19 protein-coding genes and 4 tRNA genes are annotated in these 21,841 nt (G+C 55.2%); 17 read left to right on the top strand and 6 right to left on the bottom strand.

The genetic code is table 11. The features are described 5' to 3' along the window. Position 1: 1 nt before the first annotated feature. The 9 genes from wzxE to ACLHV9_RS23650 all read left to right on the top strand — a co-directional run bounded on the left by wzxE (position 2) and on the right by ACLHV9_RS23650 (position 6,564). Entirely contained in the window at positions 2 to 1,252 is a 1,251-nt protein-coding gene (gene wzxE, locus ACLHV9_RS23690; protein ID WP_028018203.1) for a lipid III flippase WzxE, read from the top strand. Beyond that, entirely contained in the window at positions 1,249 to 2,328 is a 1,080-nt protein-coding gene (locus ACLHV9_RS23685; RefSeq protein ID WP_407221131.1) for a TDP-N-acetylfucosamine:lipid II N-acetylfucosaminyltransferase, read from the top strand. Before wzxE ends, ACLHV9_RS23685 begins: the two co-directional genes overlap by 4 nt. Then, positions 2,325 to 3,677: an ECA oligosaccharide polymerase gene (wzyE, locus tag ACLHV9_RS23680; protein WP_407221130.1), complete on the top strand. Its 1,353-nt coding sequence runs from the start codon at positions 2,325 to 2,327 to the stop codon at positions 3,675 to 3,677. The genes ACLHV9_RS23685 and wzyE overlap by 4 nt, the downstream gene beginning before the upstream one ends. Positions 3,678 to 3,689: 12 nt before the next feature. Next, complete coding sequence (gene wecG, locus ACLHV9_RS23675; protein ID WP_028018200.1) at positions 3,690 to 4,430, top strand: lipopolysaccharide N-acetylmannosaminouronosyltransferase; 741 nt, start codon at positions 3,690 to 3,692, stop codon at positions 4,428 to 4,430. A gap of 197 nt (positions 4,431 to 4,627) precedes the next feature. Then, positions 4,628 to 6,013 carry a bifunctional threonine/serine APC transporter ThrP gene (gene thrP, locus ACLHV9_RS23670; RefSeq protein ID WP_028018199.1) on the top strand — a complete coding sequence of 462 codons (1,386 nt, stop codon included), beginning with the start codon at positions 4,628 to 4,630 and terminating at the stop codon, positions 6,011 to 6,013. A 102-nt stretch (positions 6,014 to 6,115) separates the two neighbouring features. Beyond that, a tRNA-Arg gene (locus ACLHV9_RS23665) sits at positions 6,116 to 6,192 on the top strand. A 67-nt stretch (positions 6,193 to 6,259) separates the two neighbouring features. After that, a tRNA-His gene (locus tag ACLHV9_RS23660) sits at positions 6,260 to 6,335 on the top strand. 21 nt (positions 6,336 to 6,356) lie between these two features. Next, positions 6,357 to 6,442 (top strand) — tRNA-Leu (locus ACLHV9_RS23655). Between the two features lie 45 nt (positions 6,443 to 6,487). Next, a tRNA-Pro gene (locus ACLHV9_RS23650) sits at positions 6,488 to 6,564 on the top strand. A gap of 505 nt (positions 6,565 to 7,069) precedes the next feature. Here the strand turns inward: ACLHV9_RS23650 and ACLHV9_RS23645 are convergent. From ACLHV9_RS23645 to hemC, 5 genes are all read right to left on the bottom strand, one after another. Beyond that, positions 7,070 to 8,281 carry an MFS transporter gene (locus ACLHV9_RS23645; RefSeq protein ID WP_407221129.1) on the bottom strand — a complete coding sequence of 404 codons (1,212 nt, stop codon included), beginning with the start codon at positions 8,279 to 8,281 and terminating at the stop codon, positions 7,070 to 7,072. Positions 8,282 to 8,452: 171 nt separating this feature from the next. Continuing rightward, positions 8,453 to 9,652: a protoheme IX biogenesis protein HemY gene (gene hemY, locus ACLHV9_RS23640; RefSeq protein ID WP_028018197.1), complete on the bottom strand. Its 1,200-nt coding sequence runs from the start codon at positions 9,650 to 9,652 to the stop codon at positions 8,453 to 8,455. 2 nt (positions 9,653 to 9,654) lie between these two features. Then, on the bottom strand, positions 9,655 to 10,845 hold the full coding sequence (hemX, locus tag ACLHV9_RS23635) for a uroporphyrinogen-III C-methyltransferase (RefSeq protein WP_407221128.1): 1,191 nt from the start codon (positions 10,843 to 10,845) through the stop codon (positions 9,655 to 9,657). 20 nt (positions 10,846 to 10,865) lie between these two features. Then, the gene (gene hemD / locus ACLHV9_RS23630; protein ID WP_108091174.1) at positions 10,866 to 11,606 is read right to left on the bottom strand and encodes a uroporphyrinogen-III synthase; all 741 of its coding nucleotides are present in this window, start codon (positions 11,604 to 11,606) and stop codon (positions 10,866 to 10,868) included. Further along, complete coding sequence (gene hemC, locus ACLHV9_RS23625; protein ID WP_134708730.1) at positions 11,603 to 12,544, bottom strand: hydroxymethylbilane synthase; 942 nt, start codon at positions 12,542 to 12,544, stop codon at positions 11,603 to 11,605. Before hemC ends, hemD begins: the two co-directional genes overlap by 4 nt. 350 nt (positions 12,545 to 12,894) lie before the next feature. Between hemC and cyaA the strand changes: the two genes are divergently transcribed. Beyond that, positions 12,895 to 15,438, top strand: a complete 2,544-nt coding sequence (gene cyaA, locus ACLHV9_RS23620) for a class I adenylate cyclase (protein WP_028018193.1) — start codon at positions 12,895 to 12,897, stop codon at positions 15,436 to 15,438. A gap of 42 nt (positions 15,439 to 15,480) precedes the next feature. On the opposite strand, the gene cyaY is transcribed toward cyaA, so the two are convergent. After that, the gene (cyaY, locus tag ACLHV9_RS23615; RefSeq protein ID WP_028018192.1) at positions 15,481 to 15,801 is read right to left on the bottom strand and encodes an iron donor protein CyaY; all 321 of its coding nucleotides are present in this window, start codon (positions 15,799 to 15,801) and stop codon (positions 15,481 to 15,483) included. 135 nt (positions 15,802 to 15,936) lie between these two features. Between cyaY and lptM the strand changes: the two genes are divergently transcribed. From lptM to ysgD, 7 genes are all read left to right on the top strand, one after another. After that, the gene (gene lptM, locus ACLHV9_RS23610) at positions 15,937 to 16,140 is read left to right on the top strand and encodes an LPS translocon maturation chaperone LptM (RefSeq protein ID WP_028018191.1); all 204 of its coding nucleotides are present in this window, start codon (positions 15,937 to 15,939) and stop codon (positions 16,138 to 16,140) included. Between the two features lie 35 nt (positions 16,141 to 16,175). Then, the gene (gene dapF / locus ACLHV9_RS23605; protein ID WP_108091171.1) at positions 16,176 to 17,000 is read left to right on the top strand and encodes a diaminopimelate epimerase; all 825 of its coding nucleotides are present in this window, start codon (positions 16,176 to 16,178) and stop codon (positions 16,998 to 17,000) included. Next, positions 16,997 to 17,704, top strand: a complete 708-nt coding sequence (locus ACLHV9_RS23600) for a DUF484 domain-containing protein (protein WP_028018189.1) — start codon at positions 16,997 to 16,999, stop codon at positions 17,702 to 17,704. Before dapF ends, ACLHV9_RS23600 begins: the two co-directional genes overlap by 4 nt. Next, positions 17,701 to 18,603, top strand: coding sequence for a tyrosine recombinase XerC (gene xerC / locus ACLHV9_RS23595; protein WP_028018188.1), 903 nt, complete (start codon positions 17,701 to 17,703; stop codon positions 18,601 to 18,603). The genes ACLHV9_RS23600 and xerC overlap by 4 nt, the downstream gene beginning before the upstream one ends. Then, on the top strand, positions 18,603 to 19,319 hold the full coding sequence (gene yigB, locus ACLHV9_RS23590) for a 5-amino-6-(5-phospho-D-ribitylamino)uracil phosphatase YigB (protein ID WP_108091170.1): 717 nt from the start codon (positions 18,603 to 18,605) through the stop codon (positions 19,317 to 19,319). The genes xerC and yigB overlap by 1 nt, the downstream gene beginning before the upstream one ends. Before the next feature lie 79 nt (positions 19,320 to 19,398). Beyond that, positions 19,399 to 21,561 (top strand): DNA helicase II, encoded by a 2,163-nt coding sequence (uvrD, locus tag ACLHV9_RS23585; protein ID WP_108091169.1) that lies wholly within the window; start codon positions 19,399 to 19,401, stop codon positions 21,559 to 21,561. Then, positions 21,522 to 21,767, top strand: coding sequence for a YsgD/CorL family protein (gene ysgD, locus ACLHV9_RS23580; protein WP_407221127.1), 246 nt, complete (start codon positions 21,522 to 21,524; stop codon positions 21,765 to 21,767). Before uvrD ends, ysgD begins: the two co-directional genes overlap by 40 nt. Positions 21,768 to 21,841: the final 74 nt, after the last annotated feature.

Below are 21,841 nucleotides of genomic sequence, written 5' to 3'. Positions count from 1 at the left end.
TATGTCTCTGGCAAAAGCATCGGTGTGGACCGCCGCGTCCACGCTTGTAAAAATTGGCGCCGGGCTGCTGGTCGTCAAGCTGCTGGCCGTCTCATTTGGCCCCTCGGGTGTGGGGCTGGCGGGTAATTTCCGTCAGCTTGTTACCGTTCTTGGGGTGCTGGCCGGTGCCGGCATCTTTAACGGCGTGACCAAATACGTTGCGCAGTATCACGATGATGCGGCTCAGCTTCGCAGGGTGGTGGGCACCTCCTCGGCGATGGTCACGGGGTTTTCAACCCTGATGGCGATTATCTTTCTGCTGGCGGCGGCGCCCATCAGCCAGGGGTTGTTTGGGCACACCCATTACCAGGGGCTGGTGCGTCTGGTTGCGCTGGTTCAGATGGGGATTGCCTGGGCTAACCTGCTGCTGGCGCTGATGAAAGGCTTTCGTGATGCTGCCGGGAATGCCCTTGCGTTAATTCTCGGGAGCGTCATCGGCGTTATTGCCTATTACTTCTGCTATCGCCTTGGAGGGTATGAAGGCGCACTGCTGGGGCTGGCGCTCGTCCCGGCGCTGGTTGTTGTTCCTGCCGCCTTTATGCTGATGCGTCGTGGCGTCATCCCTCTGAGCTACCTGAAACCTCAATGGGATAAGATTCTTGCCAGCCAGCTGGGTAAATTTACCCTGATGGCGCTCATCACCTCCGTCACGCTACCCGTGGCCTACGTGATGATGCGAAACCTGCTGGCGGCGCATTATAGCTGGGATGAGGTCGGTATCTGGCAGGGCGTAAGTAGCATTTCCGACGCCTACCTCCAGTTTATAACGGCTTCCTTTAGCGTTTATTTACTGCCAACCTTATCGCGCCTGACGTCCAGACAGGATATTACCCGTGAGATTTTTCGATCTCTGCGCTTTGTGTTGCCGGCTGTTGCGGCTGCGAGTTTTACCGTCTGGTTATTGCGCGATGTTGCCATCTGGCTGCTTTTCTCGGCGAAGTTTACCGCCATGCGCGATCTCTTTGCCTGGCAGCTGGTGGGGGATGTACTGAAAGTGGGGGCTTACGTTTTTGGCTATCTGGTGATTGCGAAAGCCTCGCTGCGTTTGTATATCCTGGCGGAAATTAGCCAGTTTACGCTCCTGACGGCGTTCTCGCACTGGCTGATCCCCGCACACGGGGCGCTGGGAGCGGCTCAGGCCTACATGGCAACCTATATCGTTTATTTTGCTGCCTGTTGCGGCGTATTTTTATTGTGGCGTAAACGCGCATGACTGCACTGATTCACATCCTGGGATCGGATATCCCACACCATAACCAGACCGTTTTGCGGTTCTTCAACGACGAACTGGCATCGGGCGATCCTGATGCGCGTGAGTTTATGGTTGCAGGTCAGGATAAGGGCCTGAGCGAGGCGTTTCCGGCGCTGAAGATTCGCTTCTGGCCGGATAAGGCTACGCTGGCGAAGGCGGTCGTTGCCAAAGCCAAAGCGGATCGTGAGCAACGCTTCTTCTTCCACGGACAGTTTAATACCGGTCTGTGGCTGGCATTGTTAAGCGGCGGAATTAAACCCTCCCAGTGCAGCTGGCATATCTGGGGGGCCGATCTTTACGAGGTTTCCCGCGGCTGGAAATTCCGGCTTTTCTACCCGCTGCGTCGCATGGCGCAGGGACGCGTGGGCTGTGTTTTTGCCACCCGTGGCGATCTGAATTATTTTGCGAAACAGCATCCTGATGTGCGCGGCGAATTGCTCTATTTCCCGACCCGAATGAACCCGGCGCTGAACACCATGGGGACCGACACGCCACGGGAGGGGAAACTGACGATTCTGGTCGGTAACTCTGGCGATCGCAGCAACGAACATGCTGCCGCGCTCAGGGCTGTTTATCAGCAATTTGGCGATACCGTCAATGTGGTTGTCCCGATGGGTTACCCCCTCAACAACGACGCCTATATCGACGAGGTTCGCCAACAGGGGCTGGCGTTATTCAGCGCCGGGAATTTGCAAATTCTCGATAATAAGCTGGAATTTGATGAGTACCTTGCTCTGCTGAGGAAATGCGATCTCGGGTATTTTATTTTTGCCCGCCAGCAGGGGATTGGCACACTGTGTCTACTGATTCAGGCCGGGATCCCCTGTGTACTTAATCGCGATAATCCGTTCTGGCAAGATATGGTCGAGCAGAATCTGCCGGTGCTGTTTACCACCGATGTGCTTAATGAAGAAGTTGTTCGGGAAGCACAGCGACAACTGGCGCTGGTGGATAAGAATTCCATCGACTTCTTTAGCCCGAATTACCTCTCGCCGTGGCACCGTGCGCTGCGTATCGCTGCAGGAGACAAAGCATGAGCCAGTTGCAATTCAGCGGTTTACTGGTCGTTTGGCTCCTGAGCACGCTGTTTATCGCTACGCTCACCTGGTTCGAATTCCGCCGCGTGCGTTTCAACTTTAACGTGTTCTTCTCATTACTGTTTTTGCTGACGTTCTTTTTCGGGTTCCCGCTAACCAGCATTCTGGTCTTCCGCTTCGACGTTAGCGTCGCGCCACCAGAAATTTTGCTCCAGGCACTTCTGGCTGCAACCTGTTTCTATGCAGTTTACTACGTCACCTATAAAACGCGGCTGCGTTCAACGCAGGCAACCGCACCACGCCGGGCGCTTTTTACCATGAACAGGGTGGAGACCCACCTGACATGGGTGATGCTAATGACCATCGCCCTGGTCAGTGTCGGTATCTTCTTCATGCATAACGGCTTCCTGCTGTTTAAGCTGCACTCCTACAGCCAGATTTTTTCGGCCGAAGTCTCAGGCGTGGCGCTTAAGCGTTTCTTCTACTTCTTCATCCCGGCAATGCTGGTGATCTTCTTCCTGCGCCAGGACAGCAAAGCGTGGCTGTTCTTCCTGGTCAGCACCGTCGCGTTCGGCATTCTGACCTACATGATTGTGGGGGGGACGCGCGCGAACATCATTATCGCCTTCGCGATCTTCCTGTTTATCGGCATTATTCGCGGCTGGATCTCGCTGTGGATGCTGGTGGCGGCTGGGGTGTTTGGCGTTGTCGGGATGTTCTGGCTGGCACTGAAGCGCTACGGAATGAATGTGGCGGGTGATGAAGCGTTTTACACGTTCCTCTACCTGACGCGTGATACCTTCTCGCCGTGGGAAAACCTGGCATTACTGCTGCAAAACTACGACAAGATTGATTTCCAGGGCCTGGCGCCAATCGTTCGCGACTTCTACGTCTTTATCCCTTCCTGGCTATGGCCGGACCGTCCTGGCGTGGTGCTCAATACCGCGAACTATTTTACCTGGGAAGTACTGAACAACCATTCCGGACTGGCCATCTCGCCAACGCTGATTGGCTCTCTGGTCGTGATGGGAGGGGCGTGGTTCATACTCCCCGGGGCGGTTGCCGTGGGGCTGATTATCAAGTGGTTCGACTGGCTTTACGTGCGTGGCAACGAAGAGACCAACCGCTATAAAGCGGCCATTTTGCACAGTTTCTGCTTTGGTGCCATTTTCAATATGATCGTTCTGGCGCGCGAAGGGCTGGACTCATTCGTTTCGCGCGTGGTGTTCTTCATGGTCATTTTCGGCGTCTGCCTGTTACTGGCTAAATTGTTGTACTGGCTGTTTGACAGTGCAGGGCTTGTGCACAAGCGCGAGCCGCAGGGCAGTACAACGCTGTCGCAAGTCTGAGTAAGGATAGTAATGACTGATAAAACGTCTGCACCGCGCTATGCGCTACGTGGTTTGCAGCTTATTGGCTGGCGCGACATGCAGCACGCACTGGATTTTCTTTTTGCCGACGGCCAAATGAAATCCGGGACGCTGGTGGCCATCAATGCGGAAAAAATGCTGGCAGTTGAGGATAATGCGGAAGTCAAAAGTCTGATTGAAGCCGCTGAGTTTAAATACGCGGACGGTATCAGCGTGGTTCGCTCAATCCGTAAAAAGTATCCTGACGCTAATGTTTCCCGCGTGGCGGGTGCCGATCTCTGGGAGCAGCTTATGGCCCGCGCAGGTGCGCAGGGCACGCCCGTGTTCCTGATTGGCGGGAAGCCGGAGATACTGGTCCAGACGGAGGAGAAACTGCGTCGTCAATGGAATGTTAATATTGTCGGCAGCCAGGATGGGTACTTCAAACCGGAAGATCGGCAGGCGCTGTTTGCGCGCGTTCGCGACAGCGGGGCGAAAATTGTCACCGTGGCGATGGGTTCCCCGCGCCAGGAGATCCTGATGCGTGACTGCCGTCTGGTCTGCCCGGATGCCCTGTACATGGGCGTCGGCGGCACGTACGACGTCTTTACTGGCCACGTTAAGCGTGCGCCCAAGGTCTGGCAAAATCTGGGCCTTGAGTGGCTGTACCGCCTGCTATCGCAACCGACGCGCATTAAACGACAGATTCGCCTGCTTCGCTACCTCGCCTGGCATTACACCGGGAAAATGTAATCAAAATGTAGCGCGATATGCTATTCGCGCTGCAACTCCCCTGCAAAACTGCTGATAATCTGTGCAATGCATTCATTTTTTTAATGCATCGTTTGCCATTTGGCAGATTTTAAGAAACCATTCGCTCCGTATTTTAGTACCCCTAAAAAACAATACCCGGTCTTAAGTCGGGAAACAGCAAACACAATCGAGGATCTATGGCAGAGAAAAAACCGGAGCTACAGCGTGGGCTGGAAGCTCGTCATATTGAACTGATAGCGCTGGGCGGCACTATCGGCGTCGGCCTGTTTATGGGCTCCGCAAGTACGCTCAAATGGGCAGGCCCTTCCGTATTACTGGCGTATATTATCGCCGGGCTGTTTGTTTTCTTCATTATGCGTTCGATGGGCGAAATGCTCTTCCTGGAGCCAGTGACCGGTTCTTTCGCCGTTTACGCGCATCGCTATATGAGCCCGTTCTTCGGCTACCTGACGGCCTGGTCATACTGGTTTATGTGGATGGCGGTAGGCATCTCAGAGATCACCGCGATAGGGGTCTACGTCCAGTTCTGGTTCCCGGACATGGTTCAGTGGATACCCGCGCTCATTGCCGTAGGGTTGGTGGCGCTGGCAAATCTGGCCGCCGTGCGCCTTTACGGTGAAATTGAGTTCTGGTTCGCAATGATTAAAGTTACCACGATTATCGTGATGATTGTCGTTGGCCTGGGCGTGATTTTCTTCGGCTTTGGCAACGGCGGACACGCTATCGGCTTTGGTAACCTGACTGAAAACGGCGGCTTCTTCGCTGGCGGCTGGAAGGGCTTCCTGACGGCGCTGTGTATCGTTGTGGCCTCGTATCAGGGCGTGGAGCTTATCGGTATTACCGCCGGTGAAGCGAAAAACCCGCAAGTCACGCTGCGTAGTGCGGTGGGTAAGGTGCTGTGGCGTATCCTGATTTTCTATGTGGGCGCGATCTTCGTCATCGTGACCATCTTCCCGTGGAACGAAATTGGCACGACCGGTAGCCCGTTTGTTTTAACCTTCGCGAAAATTGGCATCACGGCGGCGGCAGGTATCATCAACTTTGTGGTACTGACGGCGGCATTGTCAGGCTGTAACAGTGGAATGTACAGCTGTGGTCGTATGCTTTATGCACTCTCGAAGAATAACCAGCTGCCTGCGGCGATGAGTAAAGTCTCACGTGCTGGCGTTCCGGTTGCGGGCGTGGCGGTCTCCATTGCGATACTGCTGGTTGGCTCTTGTCTGAATTACATCATTCCTAACCCGCAGCGCGTATTTGTTTACGTCTATAGCGCCAGCGTGCTGCCGGGCATGGTGCCGTGGTTTGTTATCCTGATAAGCCAGCTGCGTTTCCGCCATGCGCATAAAAAGGCGATTGAAAGCCATCCGTTCCGCTCAATTCTGTTCCCGTATGCGAACTATTTAACGATGGCGTTCCTGGTTTGCGTATTAATCGGAATGTACTTTAATGAAGATACCCGCATGTCGCTGTTTGTCGGGGTGATCTTCCTGGCGGCAGTGACAGCTGCGTATAAGCTTTTTGGCCTGGGTAGCCGTGCCACCACGCAGAAAGTGGAGGAATAAGCGGCAAAATGTGCAAACCATAACCAAACGCGCATTTTTTTCAAAAAAGCACTAGACAGCGGGGACGGAGGTACGTAATATCCAGCCCCGCAACGGCGCTAAGCGCCCGTAGCTCAGCTGGATAGAGCGCTGCCCTCCGGAGGCAGAGGTCTCAGGTTCGAATCCTGTCGGGCGCACCATTTACCCGGTGCTGGAGCTGCGGTGGTCTGAGAAGTAGTCAGTACCGCGTGAGTTAAGAATACAGTGGTGGCTATAGCTCAGTTGGTAGAGCCCTGGATTGTGATTCCAGTTGTCGTGGGTTCGAATCCCATTAGCCACCCCATTATTGAAAGAGTTGTGAATTGCGAAGGTGGCGGAATTGGTAGACGCGCTAGCTTCAGGTGTTAGTGTCCTTAGGATGTGGGGGTTCGAGTCCCCCCCCTCGCACCACGACTTTTTAAATGAATTGAACTAAAAATTCAAAAAGCAGTACATCGGCGAGTAGCGCAGCTTGGTAGCGCAACTGGTTTGGGACCAGTGGGTCGGAGGTTCGAATCCTCTCTCGCCGACCAATTTTGAACCCCGCTTCGGCGGGGTTTTTTGTTTTCTGCTCCTTTTCATCCTGTAGCAATCCCCCGACAGCACCTACATTTATTGTCGCGATTTAGCGACATGCAATTCATTGAAAAAATAGAAAAAAATCCTTTGCTGATTTTACTGTCTCCTCCAGGAGACATATTGTTGTGTTTGCCGGATTATTGTCGGGCCTCAGAGGGTGCTTAACAGCATAATTTCCTTTTATCTTAAAATGTTGCGCGGTGTAAAAGTTCGGAGTGTTATGTTGGCACGTTACGTGCAATAATATGCGTGTAGATGCTCATTCCATCTCTTATGTTCGCCTTAGTGCCTCATAAACTCAGGAATGACGCAGAGCCATTTACGGTGCTTATCGTCCACTGACAGATGTCGCTTCGGCCTCATCAAACACCATGGACACAACGTTGAGTGAAGCACCAAATATGTTGTCTTATAGACCTGTTTTAACGCCTGCTTTTATAGCAGGCGTTTTTTTATGTCTTACTCCCGATAAAAGCACATGATCAGAGCAACGATCAGCAGAGCCACTGACGAGACGGTATAGAGTGCCTGTACTGAGCCAAACCCGGTTGCCACCATCGCTGCGATGCCGGTGAAAAGAGAGGCGCTGAGCGTTTGCCAGCGCCAGGCTTTACCGCTGGCTGAAGCGGTTTGCGTGTCATCAAAGCTACTAAGAACAGCAAACGTGCCAGCCGCAAAGAGAACATTCGAAGCCAGATGTGCGATAAAGATCATCCCCAGCGCACAGGCCAGCCCTCCGGATAAAAACGGAAGCATGCCATAAGCGGCCAGAAAGATACCGAGACAAACGATGATTCGCGGTGTGTGGGCAGCAAAGCGCGCCAGGCTGTCTCTTTTTAGCAGCATGGGGCCGCAAAGTTGTCCCATACTCCTCGCGAAAAGCAGAGGCAGCGCAAGACCCGCCGCATTCTGAGGATGGATCTGTTGCGCGAGTGCCGGAAGGAGCGCCATCGCCGGTGAACCGACGGCTGCCAGCGCTGGGAGGATGAGCAGGCTGCGTTTTTGCCGACTGGTCAACGCTCGCCAGCGTAACGCCGCAGGCGCTTTCTCTTCATCAGGGGGCGGGAGTGATGGTGCAGAAAACTGGCGCTCAGCCAGCCATAGCATTAACAGTGACCCGAGAAAGCTGGCGGCATCAACAGCCAGCAGTGTAAACACGGATGTCTTCTGGAACAGCACTACGCCCAGTCCGGTTCCTAACAACACCTGAGAAGCAAAAATCACAGTTTCCAGACAGGTTGCCGCAGGTAACTCCGCTTCACTGAGCCCGCGCTTAAAGAGCAGCGTCAGCGCGGGCCAACTCATCCCGCTGAGCAGCGCTTCGGTGGATTGCACGGCGAGTAAAGCGGCAATGCTGTGATAACCCACGCCAAACAAGGGAAAGAGCAGGGCGAGCAAGCCCAGTCCTTCGGTCAGTATCAGCAGAGATATTGGAGAATAGCTCGAGCACAGCTTTTCACCGATCAGGCTACCGACAAATCCTGGTACCGTAGCGAAAAGAAAAGCGAGGGTTAGCAGCGCTGGCGAGGCTGACCACGCTAACAGTAAACCGAAGACTACAACCTGGGTTAAACCATTTCCCAGCGAAGTAAAGATAAAAGCACAGGCAAGCAGGCGCAGCCAGCGGTGGCCGCGCAGCGCTTCAATAAGCGCATACAAAAGCGAGTTCATGAAGATTTCCTTTCAAAAACAATTTAGTCCACGCTGCAGAATGTGCGCGTGTGTGAAAAAGGTTAATGAAAGTACATCGTTACATTGGCGGGTGCGTTTGCAGATATGGGTACAAAGAATGTAGCAGGAGATGGGCGATAAAAAAAGGAGGCCATTTGGCCTCCTGTTTATTTACTGCTGGGTACCGTTGTTTTGCAGCGTCAACAGCAACCCATCACGTCGCATGGCGGCTGCCTCTTCGGGCTTATGCTGTTTGTCCAGCGTATCGGCAAGCCATGCGTAGTCAAACGCATCCGGACGCTGTTTCAGTGCCGCGCGGAAGGCGAGGCTCGCTTCCTGCCATTCGCCATGCTTCATCAGCGACTGACCCAGCGTGCTCCACAGCAGCGGACGGTCACCGACGGTTTTAATCTGCTGACGCAGCACTTTTTCAATTTGTTCTGGATTGTTGGTTTTCAGGCGTGGGATCACCATCACCAGCCGATCGTCATACTGGCGTTTGAGGCCGTCGAGAAGGATCTCCTGCGCGGTGTCATGATCGTCACATTCAATAAGATGTTCTGCCATTGCCACCTGCAGTGGGATCTGCTGACGCGTTTTCCGGCTCTGATTCTTCCACCAGGTTTTCAGACCGTCGCTGCCCAAATCGGCGCGAGCCTGATCCATCAGGCCAATCCATGCCAGGCGCTGAAGCTCATCACGATGTTCATCATCACCCACTTCGGCCTTCGCCATTGATGGAATGATGTCCAGCAGTGAACCCCATGCACCGGTCCGAATATACGCCTGTTCAGCAAGACGCAGAACTTCCGGGTGACGTGGCGCAATTTCCAGCAGGCGGTCGATGCCGTGGCGTGCAGCGTGATTTTCATTGCGTGCCAGTTGCAGACGAACACGCGTAATTTCCACCGGAATCGGGTCGTTAGACGCCAGTTCAGACGCACGTTCCAGGTGTTGATTAGCGCGGACTTCGTCACCCCGCTGTTGCGCGGCTTCCGCGGCCAGCAAATAGTTCACTACTGGCTGTTCGGCATGATCGGCGTTTTTTGACATCAGCTTTTCAACCTGCTGATAGTCACCTTCCGCAAGTTTCAGCAGTGCCTGTTCGGTTTGCTTACGGGCGCGGCGGCGCTTACGACCCACGAACCAGCCACGCGTATGCGCGCCGGTGCGGAAAATACGGCGCAGGACCCACTCGACAGCAAACAGCACGACCACACCGAGGATCAGAATGATCGCCAGACCCGTTACGCTGGTTTCGATGTTGTAGTTATCGGTCTGGATCAGAACGTAACCCTGATGACCGGCAAGCATTGGACCCAGCACGATCCCGGCGATCAGCAGGATGAAGAGTAAGAGGACTTTTAGCATCATTACTCTCCCTGTGGCGCGCTTTCAGGTGCAGGAGCAGGGGCGGCTCCGCCAGTTTGCTCAGCCGGTACACCTGGCTGTGCCAGCAAATTACGCACTCGCGTCTGCATCAGCTTCTCCAGAATCGGCTGGCTTTCCAGCTTATCTGGCACGTTCATGGTGATGTTCTGCTGGCTCAGTTTATCAATGTCTTCGAGGAAGGCGGTGGTGGTCGCATCATCGGTATTGTAGTAAGCGCGTACCCACGTAGAGACGTTATCCAGCGCCTGTTTGTAGGTCTCTTCCTGATGACGCGGCACAGCCTGGGCGGCAACCAGCAGGCGGGAACGAATGTTTTCGCGCAGATAAATATCCTGATTAGGCGCTAACAGCGGAACGGCGGTTTCGTCGCGACGGCGGATAGTGATAAAGCTGTCCATAAAGTTCTGCCAGCTTTTTTGCAGGTTCACACGCCATTCGCTCAGGGAGCTGGAAAGCTCGGTGCCGTCGGAATCCATCGGGGAGTCGTCGTCGTTGTTATCTGCCAGCTGCAGGTTATCAATCTGATTCGAAAGCTGGTTCACTTTGAGGATAATGCCATCGTAATCCACCTGTGAGACGGCGGAGAGGCTGGCGATGTCTTCGGTGATCGCGCGACGTGCGGTGATGAGGCTTGGATCGTTCATGTCCGCCAGGCTCGCATCGGCGCTTTTCAGCAGTGCGGCGGCAGTGGTGACATCCTGATCGCTCCAGAGCTTACGCCCGGCGAGCTTCACCAGGAAGTCAGCCTGGGAGAGCAGCCAGGTTTTAGCATCGGTGCCGGAGATCGTCGCCACTTTCTGCTGCACGTCGCCCAGCTGTTTGGTCAACTCTTCTTGTTTACTGTTCGCCTCGGCGAGTGCGGTTGCCTGCTGTTTAATCACCGCTTCCAGTTCGGTTTTCTGTGTCTCTTGCGCTTTTTGCAGAGCCGTAAGCTGATTCACCAGTGCGTCGCTGGTGGCCGTCTGGTTAGCACTCTGTTGTTTCACCAAACCGTACAGGCCAACGCCGGCCGCCAGCGCAATAGCGATGGCAATCGCGCTCAGCGCGAGGCTTTTTTTGTTGCTGCCGTTTTTCTTCTCAGCGATGTTCTCTTTCGTCTCTGGCTGTGGCGTCGCGTCCACAGTCTCCCTGGTCTCTTCAACCACGGCGGAGGATTTATCGTGTTCCGTCATTATGGCTTCCCATTTGAGAGTTATTGTAATGCGCGCAGCAGCGCATCGTTGTCGGCGTTATCAGCGATCCGAATATCCTGCCAGCCCAGTTCCCGGGCCTTGTTCGCCAGACGCTCACTGACGACCAGAAGTCGACAGCGGAGTAACCAGTTTTCGCGATACCAAAGCGGTATCAGTGCCCAAAGCTGTTGTAACATTTCACCGCTGGTCACCACCAGCGTATTGATGCCTCGCGCGTGCCAGCGCATCGCCTCTTCCGCGCCATCGTAGTGTTTTGCACAACGCTGATAACACTCAACGAACGTGATATCAGCTCCACGCTCCAGCAGCGTTTCACCCAACAGTTCACGTCCGCCGTTACCGCGTAAAATCAGCGCACGCTTGCCGGCAATAGTTTGTAATTCAGGTAATTGTAGCAAGACTTCGCTGATTTCCCGATCTAACGGGTAACGCACATTCGCACCGCTGATGGTATGTAAAGCCAGCGCCGTCGAGCGGCCAATCGCGAAATAGCGGGGGGCGGTTGGCCAGGTCAGACCTTGCTGTTGCAGCTGTGCGTGGGCATATTCCACGGCATGTTGCGACAGCGCGAACAGCAGATCGCCTTCCTGAAGGGTATTCATCTGGTCGGCGAGCACAGACAGTTCCCGACCCGGGGAGAATTCAATAAGCGGAAAACTCCAGGCCACCTGCCCCAGTGCGCGCAGACGGCTCACTAATTGCTCTCCTGCGGGAGAAGGGCGGGTGACAAGAATACTCATGCAGGGGGTTCTCCATTATAAACGTCAGCCAGAATCTCGCGGGCGCCGTTATCCAGTAACTCTTCTGCCAGCGACACGCCAAGCTGCTCGGCATCCTGTGCTTTGCCGCGACGCTCACCGCGTACCATCTGCGAACCGTCCGGTGCGCCAACCAGTGCACGCAACCACAGCTCACCGTTAATTAATTCAGCATAGCTGCCAATCGGCACCTGGCATCCCCCTTCGAGGCGGGTATTCATCGCACGTTCGGCTTTTACGCGAATAGCGGTCTCGTCATGGTTCAGAGGGGCAAGGAGTGCGCGGGTTCGCGCATCGTCCAGACGGCACTCAATGCCGACCGCACCCTGACCCACGGCGGGCAGCGACAGCTCCGGTGGCAACGCCACACGAATGCGCGACTCCAGCCCCAGACGCTTCAGACCCGCAACCGCAAGAATAATGGCATCGTAATCGCCGTTATCCAGCTTGCTCAGACGCGTGCCGACGTTACCGCGCAGCGAGCGGATGATCAGGTCCGGACGACGCTCTGCCAACTGACACTGACGGCGTAAACTGGACGTGCCAACCACACTGCCCTCAGGCAGCGCATCAAGCGAGTCATAGTGGTTAGAGACAAACGCGTCACGCGGGTCTTCGCGCTCGCAGATTGTCACCAGACCCAGCCCTTCCGGAAACTCGACGGGCACGTCTTTCATCGAATGTACGGCAATATCAGCGCGGTTCTCAAGCAATGCCAGTTCCAGTTCTTTGACAAACAGGCCTTTGCCGCCCACTTTCGCCAGCGGCGTATCAAGGATCACATCACCACGCGTGACCATCGGCACTAGCTCGACGCGCAATCCACCGTGGCAGGCTTCAAGGCGCTGCTTCACATAATGTGCCTGCCAGAGCGCAAGAGGGCTTTGGCGTGTGGCAATTCTCAAAACATTGTCTAACATGCTTGTTACCGTCATTATCAATCGCTAACCATCCTAACATTGTTGACTCTGGGATGGCAGTTTTACGGTTGATGAAGAGTGAGAGGGACAAGGCGGCGTATTCGTCAGCCATAGCCGTATTCAGGAATTTACACGTACAGAACGGTGCTACACTTGTATGTAGCGCATCTTTCTTTACGGTCAATCGGCAAGGTGTTAAATTGATCACGTTTTAGACCATTTTTTCGTCGGTACCACCAAAAATGATAAGGGCGAAAAAGGGTAACGGTTATCTTTTTGAAATACTGCGGGTCCGCTGTTATTCGTGTTTTGAATAGTTTGCGACACCCGGAAACATCAGGCGATACGTCTTGTACCTCTATATTGAGACTCTGAAACAGAGACTGGATGCCATAAATCAACTGCGTGTGGATCGCGCGCTTGCTGCTATGGGCCCTGCTTTCCAGCAGGTATACAGTCTGCTGCCGACATTATTGCACTATCACCATCCGCTGATGCCGGGTTACCTCGACGGTAACGTTCCCCAGGGCATTTGCCTTTTCACGCCTGATGAAACCCAACAGCATTATCTGAATGAGCTGGAACTCTACCGTGGCATGCCGCCGCAGGAGTCCCCGAAAGGTGAACTGCCGATTACCGGCGTTTACTCTATGGGAAGTACCTCATCGGTAGGGCAAAGCTGTTCTTCTGACCTGGACATCTGGGTCTGCCATCAATCCTGGCTCGATAACGAAGAGCGTCAGCTGCTGCAGCGTAAATGCAGCCTGCTGGAGAGCTGGGCTGCGTCGCTCGGCGTGGAAGTGAGTTTCTTCCTGATTGATGAAAACCGTTTCCGTCATAACGAAAGCGGCAGTCTGGGTGGTGAGGACTGCGGCTCGACCCAGCACATTTTGTTGCTGGATGAATTTTACCGTACTGCCGTTCGTCTGGCCGGTAAGCGTATTCTTTGGAATATGGTGCCGTGCGAAGAAGAAGAGCATTACGACGATTACGTCATGTCGCTGTATGCGCAGGGCGTGCTGACGCCAAACGAATGGCTGGACCTGGGCGGCCTGAGCTCTCTCTCGGCCGAAGAGTACTTTGGCGCGAGCCTCTGGCAGCTCTATAAGAGCATTGACTCCCCGTATAAAGCGGTGCTGAAAACGCTGCTGCTCGAAGCCTACTCCTGGGAATACCCTACGCCGCGCCTGCTGGCGAAAGACATCAAACAGCGTCTGCACGATGGCGAGATTGTCTCCTTCGGACTTGATGCCTACTGCATGATGCTCGAACGCGTCACCGAATACCTGAATGCCATTGAGGACACCACGCGTCTTGACCTGGTGCGTCGATGTTTCTATCTCAAAGTCTGTGAAAAACTGAGCCGCGAACGCGCCTGCGTTGGCTGGCGTCGTGAAGTGGTCAGTCAGTTAGTCAAAGAGTGGGGATGGGACGAAGAGCGTCTGTCCATGCTCGACAACCGCGCCAACTGGAAAATCGACCAGGTGCGTGAAGCGCACAACGAATTGCTTGATGCGATGATGCAAAGCTACCGTAACCTGATCCGCTTTGCGCGCCGCAATAATCTCAGTGTCTCCGCCAGCCCGCAGGATATCGGGGTGTTGACCCGTAAACTGTACGCTGCGTTTGAAGCGTTGCCAGGTAAAGTCACGCTGGTTAACCCGCAGATTTCGCCTGACCTGTCTGAACCGAATCTGACGTTTATCTATGTGCCGCCGGGACGCGCGAACCGCACCGGGTGGTATCTGTACAACCGTGCGCCAAGCATGGATTCGATCATCAGCCATCAGCCGCTGGAGTATAACCGCTACCTGAACAAGCTGGTGGCCTGGGCCTGGTTTAACGGCCTGCTGACTTCACGTACCCGTTTGTTCATCAAGGGTAACGAGGTCGTCGATTTAGCCAAACTGCAGGAGATGGTAGCGGATGTGTCCCATCACTTCCCGCTGCGCCTGCCTGCGCCAACGCCAAAAGCGCTCTACAGCCCGTGTGAAATCCGCCATCTGGCGATTATCGTCAACCTGGAATACGACCCGACGGCGGCTTTCCGCAATCAGGTGGTTCATTTTGATTTCCGCAAGCTGGATGTTTTCAGCTTTGGTGAGCAGCAAAATTGCCTGGTGGGCAGCGTTGACCTGCTGTACCGCAACTCGTGGAACGAAGTGCGTACCCTGCATTTCAACGGCGAGCAGGCGATGATCGAAGCGCTGAAAACCATTCTCGGTAAGATGCACCAGGATGCCGCGCCGCCGGACAGCGTAGAAGTGTTCTGCTACAGCCAGCACCTGCGCGGGTTGATTCGTACTCGTGTGCAGCAGCTGGTCTCTGAATGTATTGAACTGCGCCTCTCCAGTACTCGCCAGGAAACCGGACGCTTTAAAGCGCTGCGCGTCTCCGGTCAGACCTGGGGCTTGTTCTTTGAACGTCTGAATGTGTCGGTACAGAAACTGGAAAACGCTATCGAATTTTATGGCGCAATTTCGCACAACAAGCTGCATGGCCTGTCCGTGCAGGTGGAAACCAACCACGTCAAACTGCCGCAGGTGGTGGATGGTTTTGCCAGCGAAGGGATTATTCAGTTCTTCTTTGAAGAGTCGGGCGACGATGCCGGTTTCAACATCTACATTCTGGATGAGACCAACCGCGCCGAGGTCTATCACCACTGTGAAGGCAGTAAAGAGGAACTGGTGCGCGACGTCAGCCGCTTCTATTCCTCTTCACACGACCGCTTCACCTACGGCTCAAGCTTTATCAACTTCAACCTGCCGCAGTTCTACCAGATTGTGAACGTCGATGGCCGCGTGCAGGTGATCCCGTTCCGGACCCAGGCCGTCACGCCTGCGGTGCCTGCAAATCAGGACACCACGCCACTGTTGCAGCAGTATTTCTCCTGAGTCTTTTCGCCCGGTAAGCGTAAGCACCACCGGGCAACAAAACTACCTGAAACTCACGACCTCACCCGCTTGCGCGGTCGCCGCCTGCTCCAGCAGATCCCAGAACGTGACGCCGCTACGGTCGCAAACCCATTCACCGTCTTTCAGGTCGAAATGGTAGCCACCCTGTTTGGCTGCCAGCCATACCTGGTGAAGCGGCTCCTGACGGTTAATAATAATTTTGCTGCCGTTTTCGAAGCTCAGGGTCAGGATACCGCCGTTGATTTCACAATCGATATCGCTGTCGCCGTCCCAGTCGTCAAGACGTTCTTCAATGGTCATCCACAGGTTGTCGGCAAGGCGATGGAATTCACTGTCGTTCATAGTTTTGTTCCTGTTTTTCGTGATGGCGGCAGTATAACGCTAAATAATTCCCGTTGCAGGAAAGCGGCAAACTCTTGCTTTTGTGTCTTCTCCTGCGATGATAGAACCAGATTTGAACTTACGGGCAATTTTATAATGAAAAACGCTTTTCGAACGCTTGCCGTTCTCATCACGCTGTTTAGCCTGACTGGCTGTGGACTGAAAGGACCACTGTATTTCCCGCCAGCGGATAAAACCGCACCGCCGCCGACGAAACCTGTGCAAAGCGGCATTGAGTCTTCTACGCCAGATACTAACGATCGTGGCGACAACGGTGGCCCGACTCAGGTTAATCTCTGACGACAACGTTCTGTACCCGCGCAGTGGAGCAAATGATGCAGTTCTCTAAAATGCATGGCCTTGGCAACGATTTTATGGTCGTCGACGCGGTAACGCAGAATGTGTTTTTCTCCCCGGAACTGATCCGTCGCCTGGCGGATCGGCATCTGGGCGTGGGGTTCGATCAGCTGCTGGTTGTTGAGCCTCCGTACGATCCCGACCTCGATTTTCACTACCGTATTTTTAACGCGGACGGCAGTGAGGTTAACCAGTGCGGTAATGGCGCGCGCTGTTTTGCTCGCTTTGTTCGCCTGAAGGGGCTAACCAACAAACGTGATATCCGCGTCAGCACCGCCAATGGTCGCATGGTGCTCAGCGTGACTGATGACGAGCTGGTTCGCGTTAACATGGGTGAACCTAACTTCGAGCCTTCGGCAGTACCGTTCCGCGCAAACAAAGCGGAAAAGACCTATATTATGCGTGCGGCCGAGCAGACAGTATTGTGCGGCGTCGTCTCGATGGGTAACCCACACTGCGTGATTCAGGTTGATGATGTGGAAACCGCCGCCGTCGAAACGCTCGGCCCGGTGCTGGAAAGCCACGAGCGTTTTCCGGAGCGCGCGAACATCGGTTTTATGCAGGTGGTGAAGCGTGAGCACATCCGTCTGCGGGTTTACGAGCGCGGCGCGGGCGAAACTCAGGCCTGCGGAAGCGGTGCCTGTGCTGCTGTGGCCGTTGGCATCTCGCAAGGGTTACTGGCAGAAGAAGTTCGCGTGGAGTTACCAGGTGGTCGGCTTGATATCGCCTGGAAAGGACCGGGTCATCCACTGTATATGACTGGCCCGGCGGCACATGTCTATGACGGGTTTATCCATCTATGAAACAACCAGGGGAAGAACTGCAGGAAACAGCGACGGAACTGGACGACAGAGCTGTTGTTGATTATCTGCTGCGCAATCCTGAGTTTTTTATTCGCAATGCACGCGTCGTCGAACAGATGCGCGTGCCGCATCCGGTTCGTGAGACCGTGTCGTTGGTCGAATGGCACATGGCACGCTCGCGCAACCACATCAATCAGCTCGAAGAGAACATGACGCTGCTGATGGAACAGGCCAGCACCAACGAAAGTCTGTTCTATCGTCTGCTGCATCTGCAGGCGCGTCTGGCGTCGGCGCACAGCCTTGAAGAGTTCCTGAGTCGCTTCCACCGCTGGGCGCGCGAGCTTGGGCTGGCGGGCGCAACGATTCGTCTTTTCCCTGACCGCTGGCGTATTGGCGCGCCGTCCGGTTTTACCCATCTGGCTCTCAGCCGTCAGGCGTTCGAGCCGCTGCGTATTCAGCGTCTGGGCCACGAACATCACTACCTGGGGCCGCTAAACGGACCTGAGCTGCTGGTGGTATTACCGGAAGCCAAAGCGATTGGCTCGGTGGCGATGTCGCTGATGGGGCGCGATGGCGATTTGGGCGTGATGTTATTTACCAGCCGCGATGCGCATCATTATGAGCAGGGGCAAGCTACGCACCTGTTACAAGAGATCGCTCTGATGCTGCCTGAGCTGCTGGAGCGCTGGATTGAGCGCGTATGACGGACGGACTACTCACCACTGACGTCACGCGCTTTCTGCGCTATCTGGGCGTGGAGCGTCAGCTTAGCCCGATTACGCTACTGAACTATCAGCGTCAGCTTGATGCCATCATGCAGATTGCCGAAGAGATCGGCCTGAAAAGCTGGCAACAATGTGACGCTGCAACCGTGCGAGCCTTTGTGGTGCGTAGTCGACGCAAGGGACTCGGCCCGGCGAGTCTGGCACTCAGGCTCTCTGCATTACGCAGTTTCTTCGACTGGCTGGTCAGCCAGGGTGGGTTAAAAGCCAACCCGGCAAAAGGAATTGCCACACCAAAAGCGCCGCGCCATTTACCCAAAAATATTGACGTTGACGATGTGAATCGCCTGCTGGATATCGACCTTAACGATCCGCTGGCCGTGCGCGACCGCGCAATGCTGGAGGTGATGTACGGCGCCGGTCTGCGTCTATCTGAGCTGGTCAATCTTGATTTAAAACATCTCGACCTGGACACCGGCGAAGTGTGGGTGATGGGTAAGGGCAGCAAAGAGCGCCGTCTGCCGATTGGCCGCAATGCGGTCTCCTGGATTGAGCACTGGCTGGATCTGCGCGGGCTGTTTGGCGCGGAAGAAGATGCGCTGTTTCTGTCGAAACTCGGTAAGCGGATCTCAGCGCGTAACGTGCAGAAGCGCTTTGCGGAGTGGGGCATTAAGCAGGGGTTGAACAGCCACGTTCACCCGCACAAGCTGCGTCACTCCTTTGCGACACACATGCTTGAGTCGAGCGGTGATCTGCGCGGCGTGCAGGAATTGCTCGGCCACGCGAATCTGTCGACCACTCAGATCTATACCCACTTAGACTTCCAACACCTTGCCTCGGTGTATGACGCGGCGCATCCACGCGCCAAACGGGGGAAATAATGCGTTTTTACCGCCCTCTCGGGCAGATCTCAGCTCTGACCTTTGACCTTGATGACACCCTTTATGACAACCGCGAGGTAATTCTGCGTACTGAGCAGGAGTCACTGGCGTTTGTGCAGAACTACCATCCGGCGTTGAAGACGATGCAGAACAAGGATTTCCAGAAGCTGCGTCAATCCCTGCGGGAGACCGAACCCGACATTTACCACGACGTGACCGAATGGCGTCGCCGTGCGGTAGAGCAAGCCATGCTCAACGTCGGCATGAGTGCGCGTGATGCCGCGATTGGCGCTGAAGCGTCGATGGAAAACTTTGCCAAATGGCGTAGCCGTATCGACGTGCCACAGGAAACCCACGACACGCTGGCTGCTCTGGCCGAAAAATGGCCGCTGGTGGCGATCACCAATGGTAATGCCCAGCCGGAGCTGTTTGGCCTTGGCGATTACTTCAAATTTGTGCTGCGTGCCGGCCCGCATGGGCGCTCCAAACCATTCAGAGATATGTATCATCTGGCGGCAGAAAAACTAAATCTGTCGCTGGGTGAAATTCTTCACGTAGGTGATGACCTGACCACTGACGTGGCCGGTGCAATCCGCTGCGGTATGCAGGCCTGCTGGATCAAGCCGGAAAACGCTGACCTGATGATCGCCTCCGATAGCCGTCTTCTGCCGCACGTGGAAATTTCGCGGTTGGCATCCCTCACGACGCTGATATAATCATCAATTGTTCTGTATAAATTAACAGGGTTTTGGCGAGTAGAAATATTCGCCTGCCCGACATGACGTGACGGTGCCAATGGACGTTTCTTACCTGCTCGACAGCCTTAATGACAAACAGCGTGAAGCCGTAGCGGCCTCGCGTACTAACCTGCTGGTGCTGGCTGGGGCGGGCAGTGGTAAGACGCGCGTGCTGGTTCACCGTATCGCCTGGTTACAGAGCGTGGAGAACTGTTCGCCATACTCCATCATGGCGGTAACCTTTACCAACAAGGCGGCGGCAGAGATGCGCCACCGTATCGCACAGCTGATGGGCACCAGCCAGGGCGGCATGTGGGTGGGGACTTTCCACGGCCTGGCGCACCGTCTGCTGCGCGCGCACCATATGGATGCCAACCTGCCGCAGGATTTCCAGATCCTCGACAGCGAAGATCAGCTCCGTTTGCTGAAGCGCCTGATCAAGGCGATGAACCTCGACGAGAAGCAGTGGCCGCCGCGTCAGGCGATGTGGTACATCAACGGTCAGAAAGACGAGGGGCTGCGCCCGCACCATATTCAGAGCTTCGGCAACCCGGTCGAGCAGACCTGGCAGAACGTCTACAAGGCCTATCAGGAAGCGTGCGATCGCGCCGGTCTGGTGGACTTCGCGGAGCTGCTGCTGCGCGCTCACGAACTGTGGCTTAACAAACCACACATCCTGCAGCACTACCGTGAACGCTTTACCAATATCCTGGTGGACGAATTCCAGGATACCAACAACATCCAGTATGCGTGGATCCGCCTGCTGGCCGGTGATACCGGTAAGGTGATGATCGTTGGCGATGACGACCAGTCCATCTACGGCTGGCGTGGGGCGCAAGTGGAGAACATCCAGCGCTTCCTCAACGATTTCCCCGGTGCACAGACCATCCGTCTGGAACAGAACTACCGCTCAACCAGCAACATTCTGAGCGCGGCCAACGCCCTGATTGAAAACAACAACGGGCGTCTGGGTAAAAAGCTGTGGACCGATGGCGTCGACGGCGAACCGATTTCCATTTACTGCGCCTTCAACGAGCTCGACGAAGCCCGCTTCGTGGTGAATCGCATCAAAACCTGGCAGGACAACGGCGGTGCGCTGGAGCAGTGCGCCATTCTTTACCGCAGCAACGCCCAGTCGCGCGTGCTGGAAGAGGCGCTGCTGCAGGTGAGCATGCCGTACCGTATTTACGGCGGTATGCGATTCTTCGAACGCCAGGAGATCAAAGATGCGCTCTCGTATCTGCGCCTGATCGCGAACCGTAACGACGACGCGGCCTTTGAGCGCGTGGTGAATACGCCAACCCGTGGTATCGGTGACCGTACGCTGGACGTCGTACGTCAGGCATCGCGCGACCGCCAGCTGACACTGTGGCAGGCGTGCCGCGAGCTGCTGCAGGAAAAAGCGCTCGCCGGCCGTGCCGCCAGCGCCCTGCAGCGCTTCCTTGAGCTGATTGACGCTCTGGCGCAGGAAACCGCCGACATGCCGCTGCATGTGCAGACCGACCGGGTGATTAAAGACTCCGGCCTGAGAACCATGTACGAGCAGGAAAAGGGCGAGAAGGGCCAGACCCGTATTGAGAACTTAGAGGAACTGGTCACGGCAACGCGCCAGTTCAGCTACAACGAAGAAGACGAAGACCTGATGCCGCTGCAGGCGTTTCTCTCTCACGCCGCGCTGGAAGCGGGCGAAGGGCAGGCGGATACCTGGCAGGATGCGGTTCAGCTGATGACCTTGCACTCCGCCAAAGGGCTGGAGTTCCCGCAGGTGTTTATCGTCGGGATGGAAGAGGGGATGTTCCCGAGCCAGATGTCGCTGGATGAAGGCGGACGCCTGGAAGAGGAGCGCCGTCTGGCATACGTGGGGGTCACCCGCGCCATGCAAAAACTGACGTTAACCTACGCTGAAACCCGCCGTCTGTATGGCAAAGAGGTCTATCACCGTCCATCGCGCTTTATCGGCGAACTGCCGGAAGAGTGCGTGGAAGAAGTACGTCTGCGCGCCAGTGTCAGCCGTCCTGTCAGCCATCAGCGCCTGGGTACGCCGATGTCGGAAAACGACACCGGTTACAAGCTGGGCCAGCGCGTGCGTCATGCGAAATTTGGTGAAGGCACCATTGTAAACCTTGAAGGCAGCGGTGAGCACAGCCGGTTGCAGGTGGCGTTCCAGGGGCAGGGGATCAAATGGCTGGTGGCCGCCTACGCTCGACTGGAAACTGTGTAACTTTCAGAAAAATATCATTATTTTGTAATAATCTGCTAGCCTTATACGTTGAAGGTCAATTAATGCCCTTCAGCGTTTCGTTGCGTGTTGACGCCACTGTTACTGCTGGCGTAACATGCGCGCACGATTACGCTAAGAGGACATTCGCCTTGGACACACCCAGTAGATACTGGCTCAATTCCCTGTCAACCAGGAACAACTCCTAAGGCTATCTCCTCTTGCTGATGGCCTTAGTGGTTGTCAGCGACTGCATTATTCCCGTCGCGCTGAGTCAGGCTGT

This window comes from Enterobacter sp. CPE_E890 (assembly GCF_046521475.1).
Classification (GTDB): domain Bacteria; phylum Pseudomonadota; class Gammaproteobacteria; order Enterobacterales; family Enterobacteriaceae; genus Enterobacter; species Enterobacter adelaidei.
This window is presented reverse-complemented; position numbering and strand designations above follow the sequence as displayed.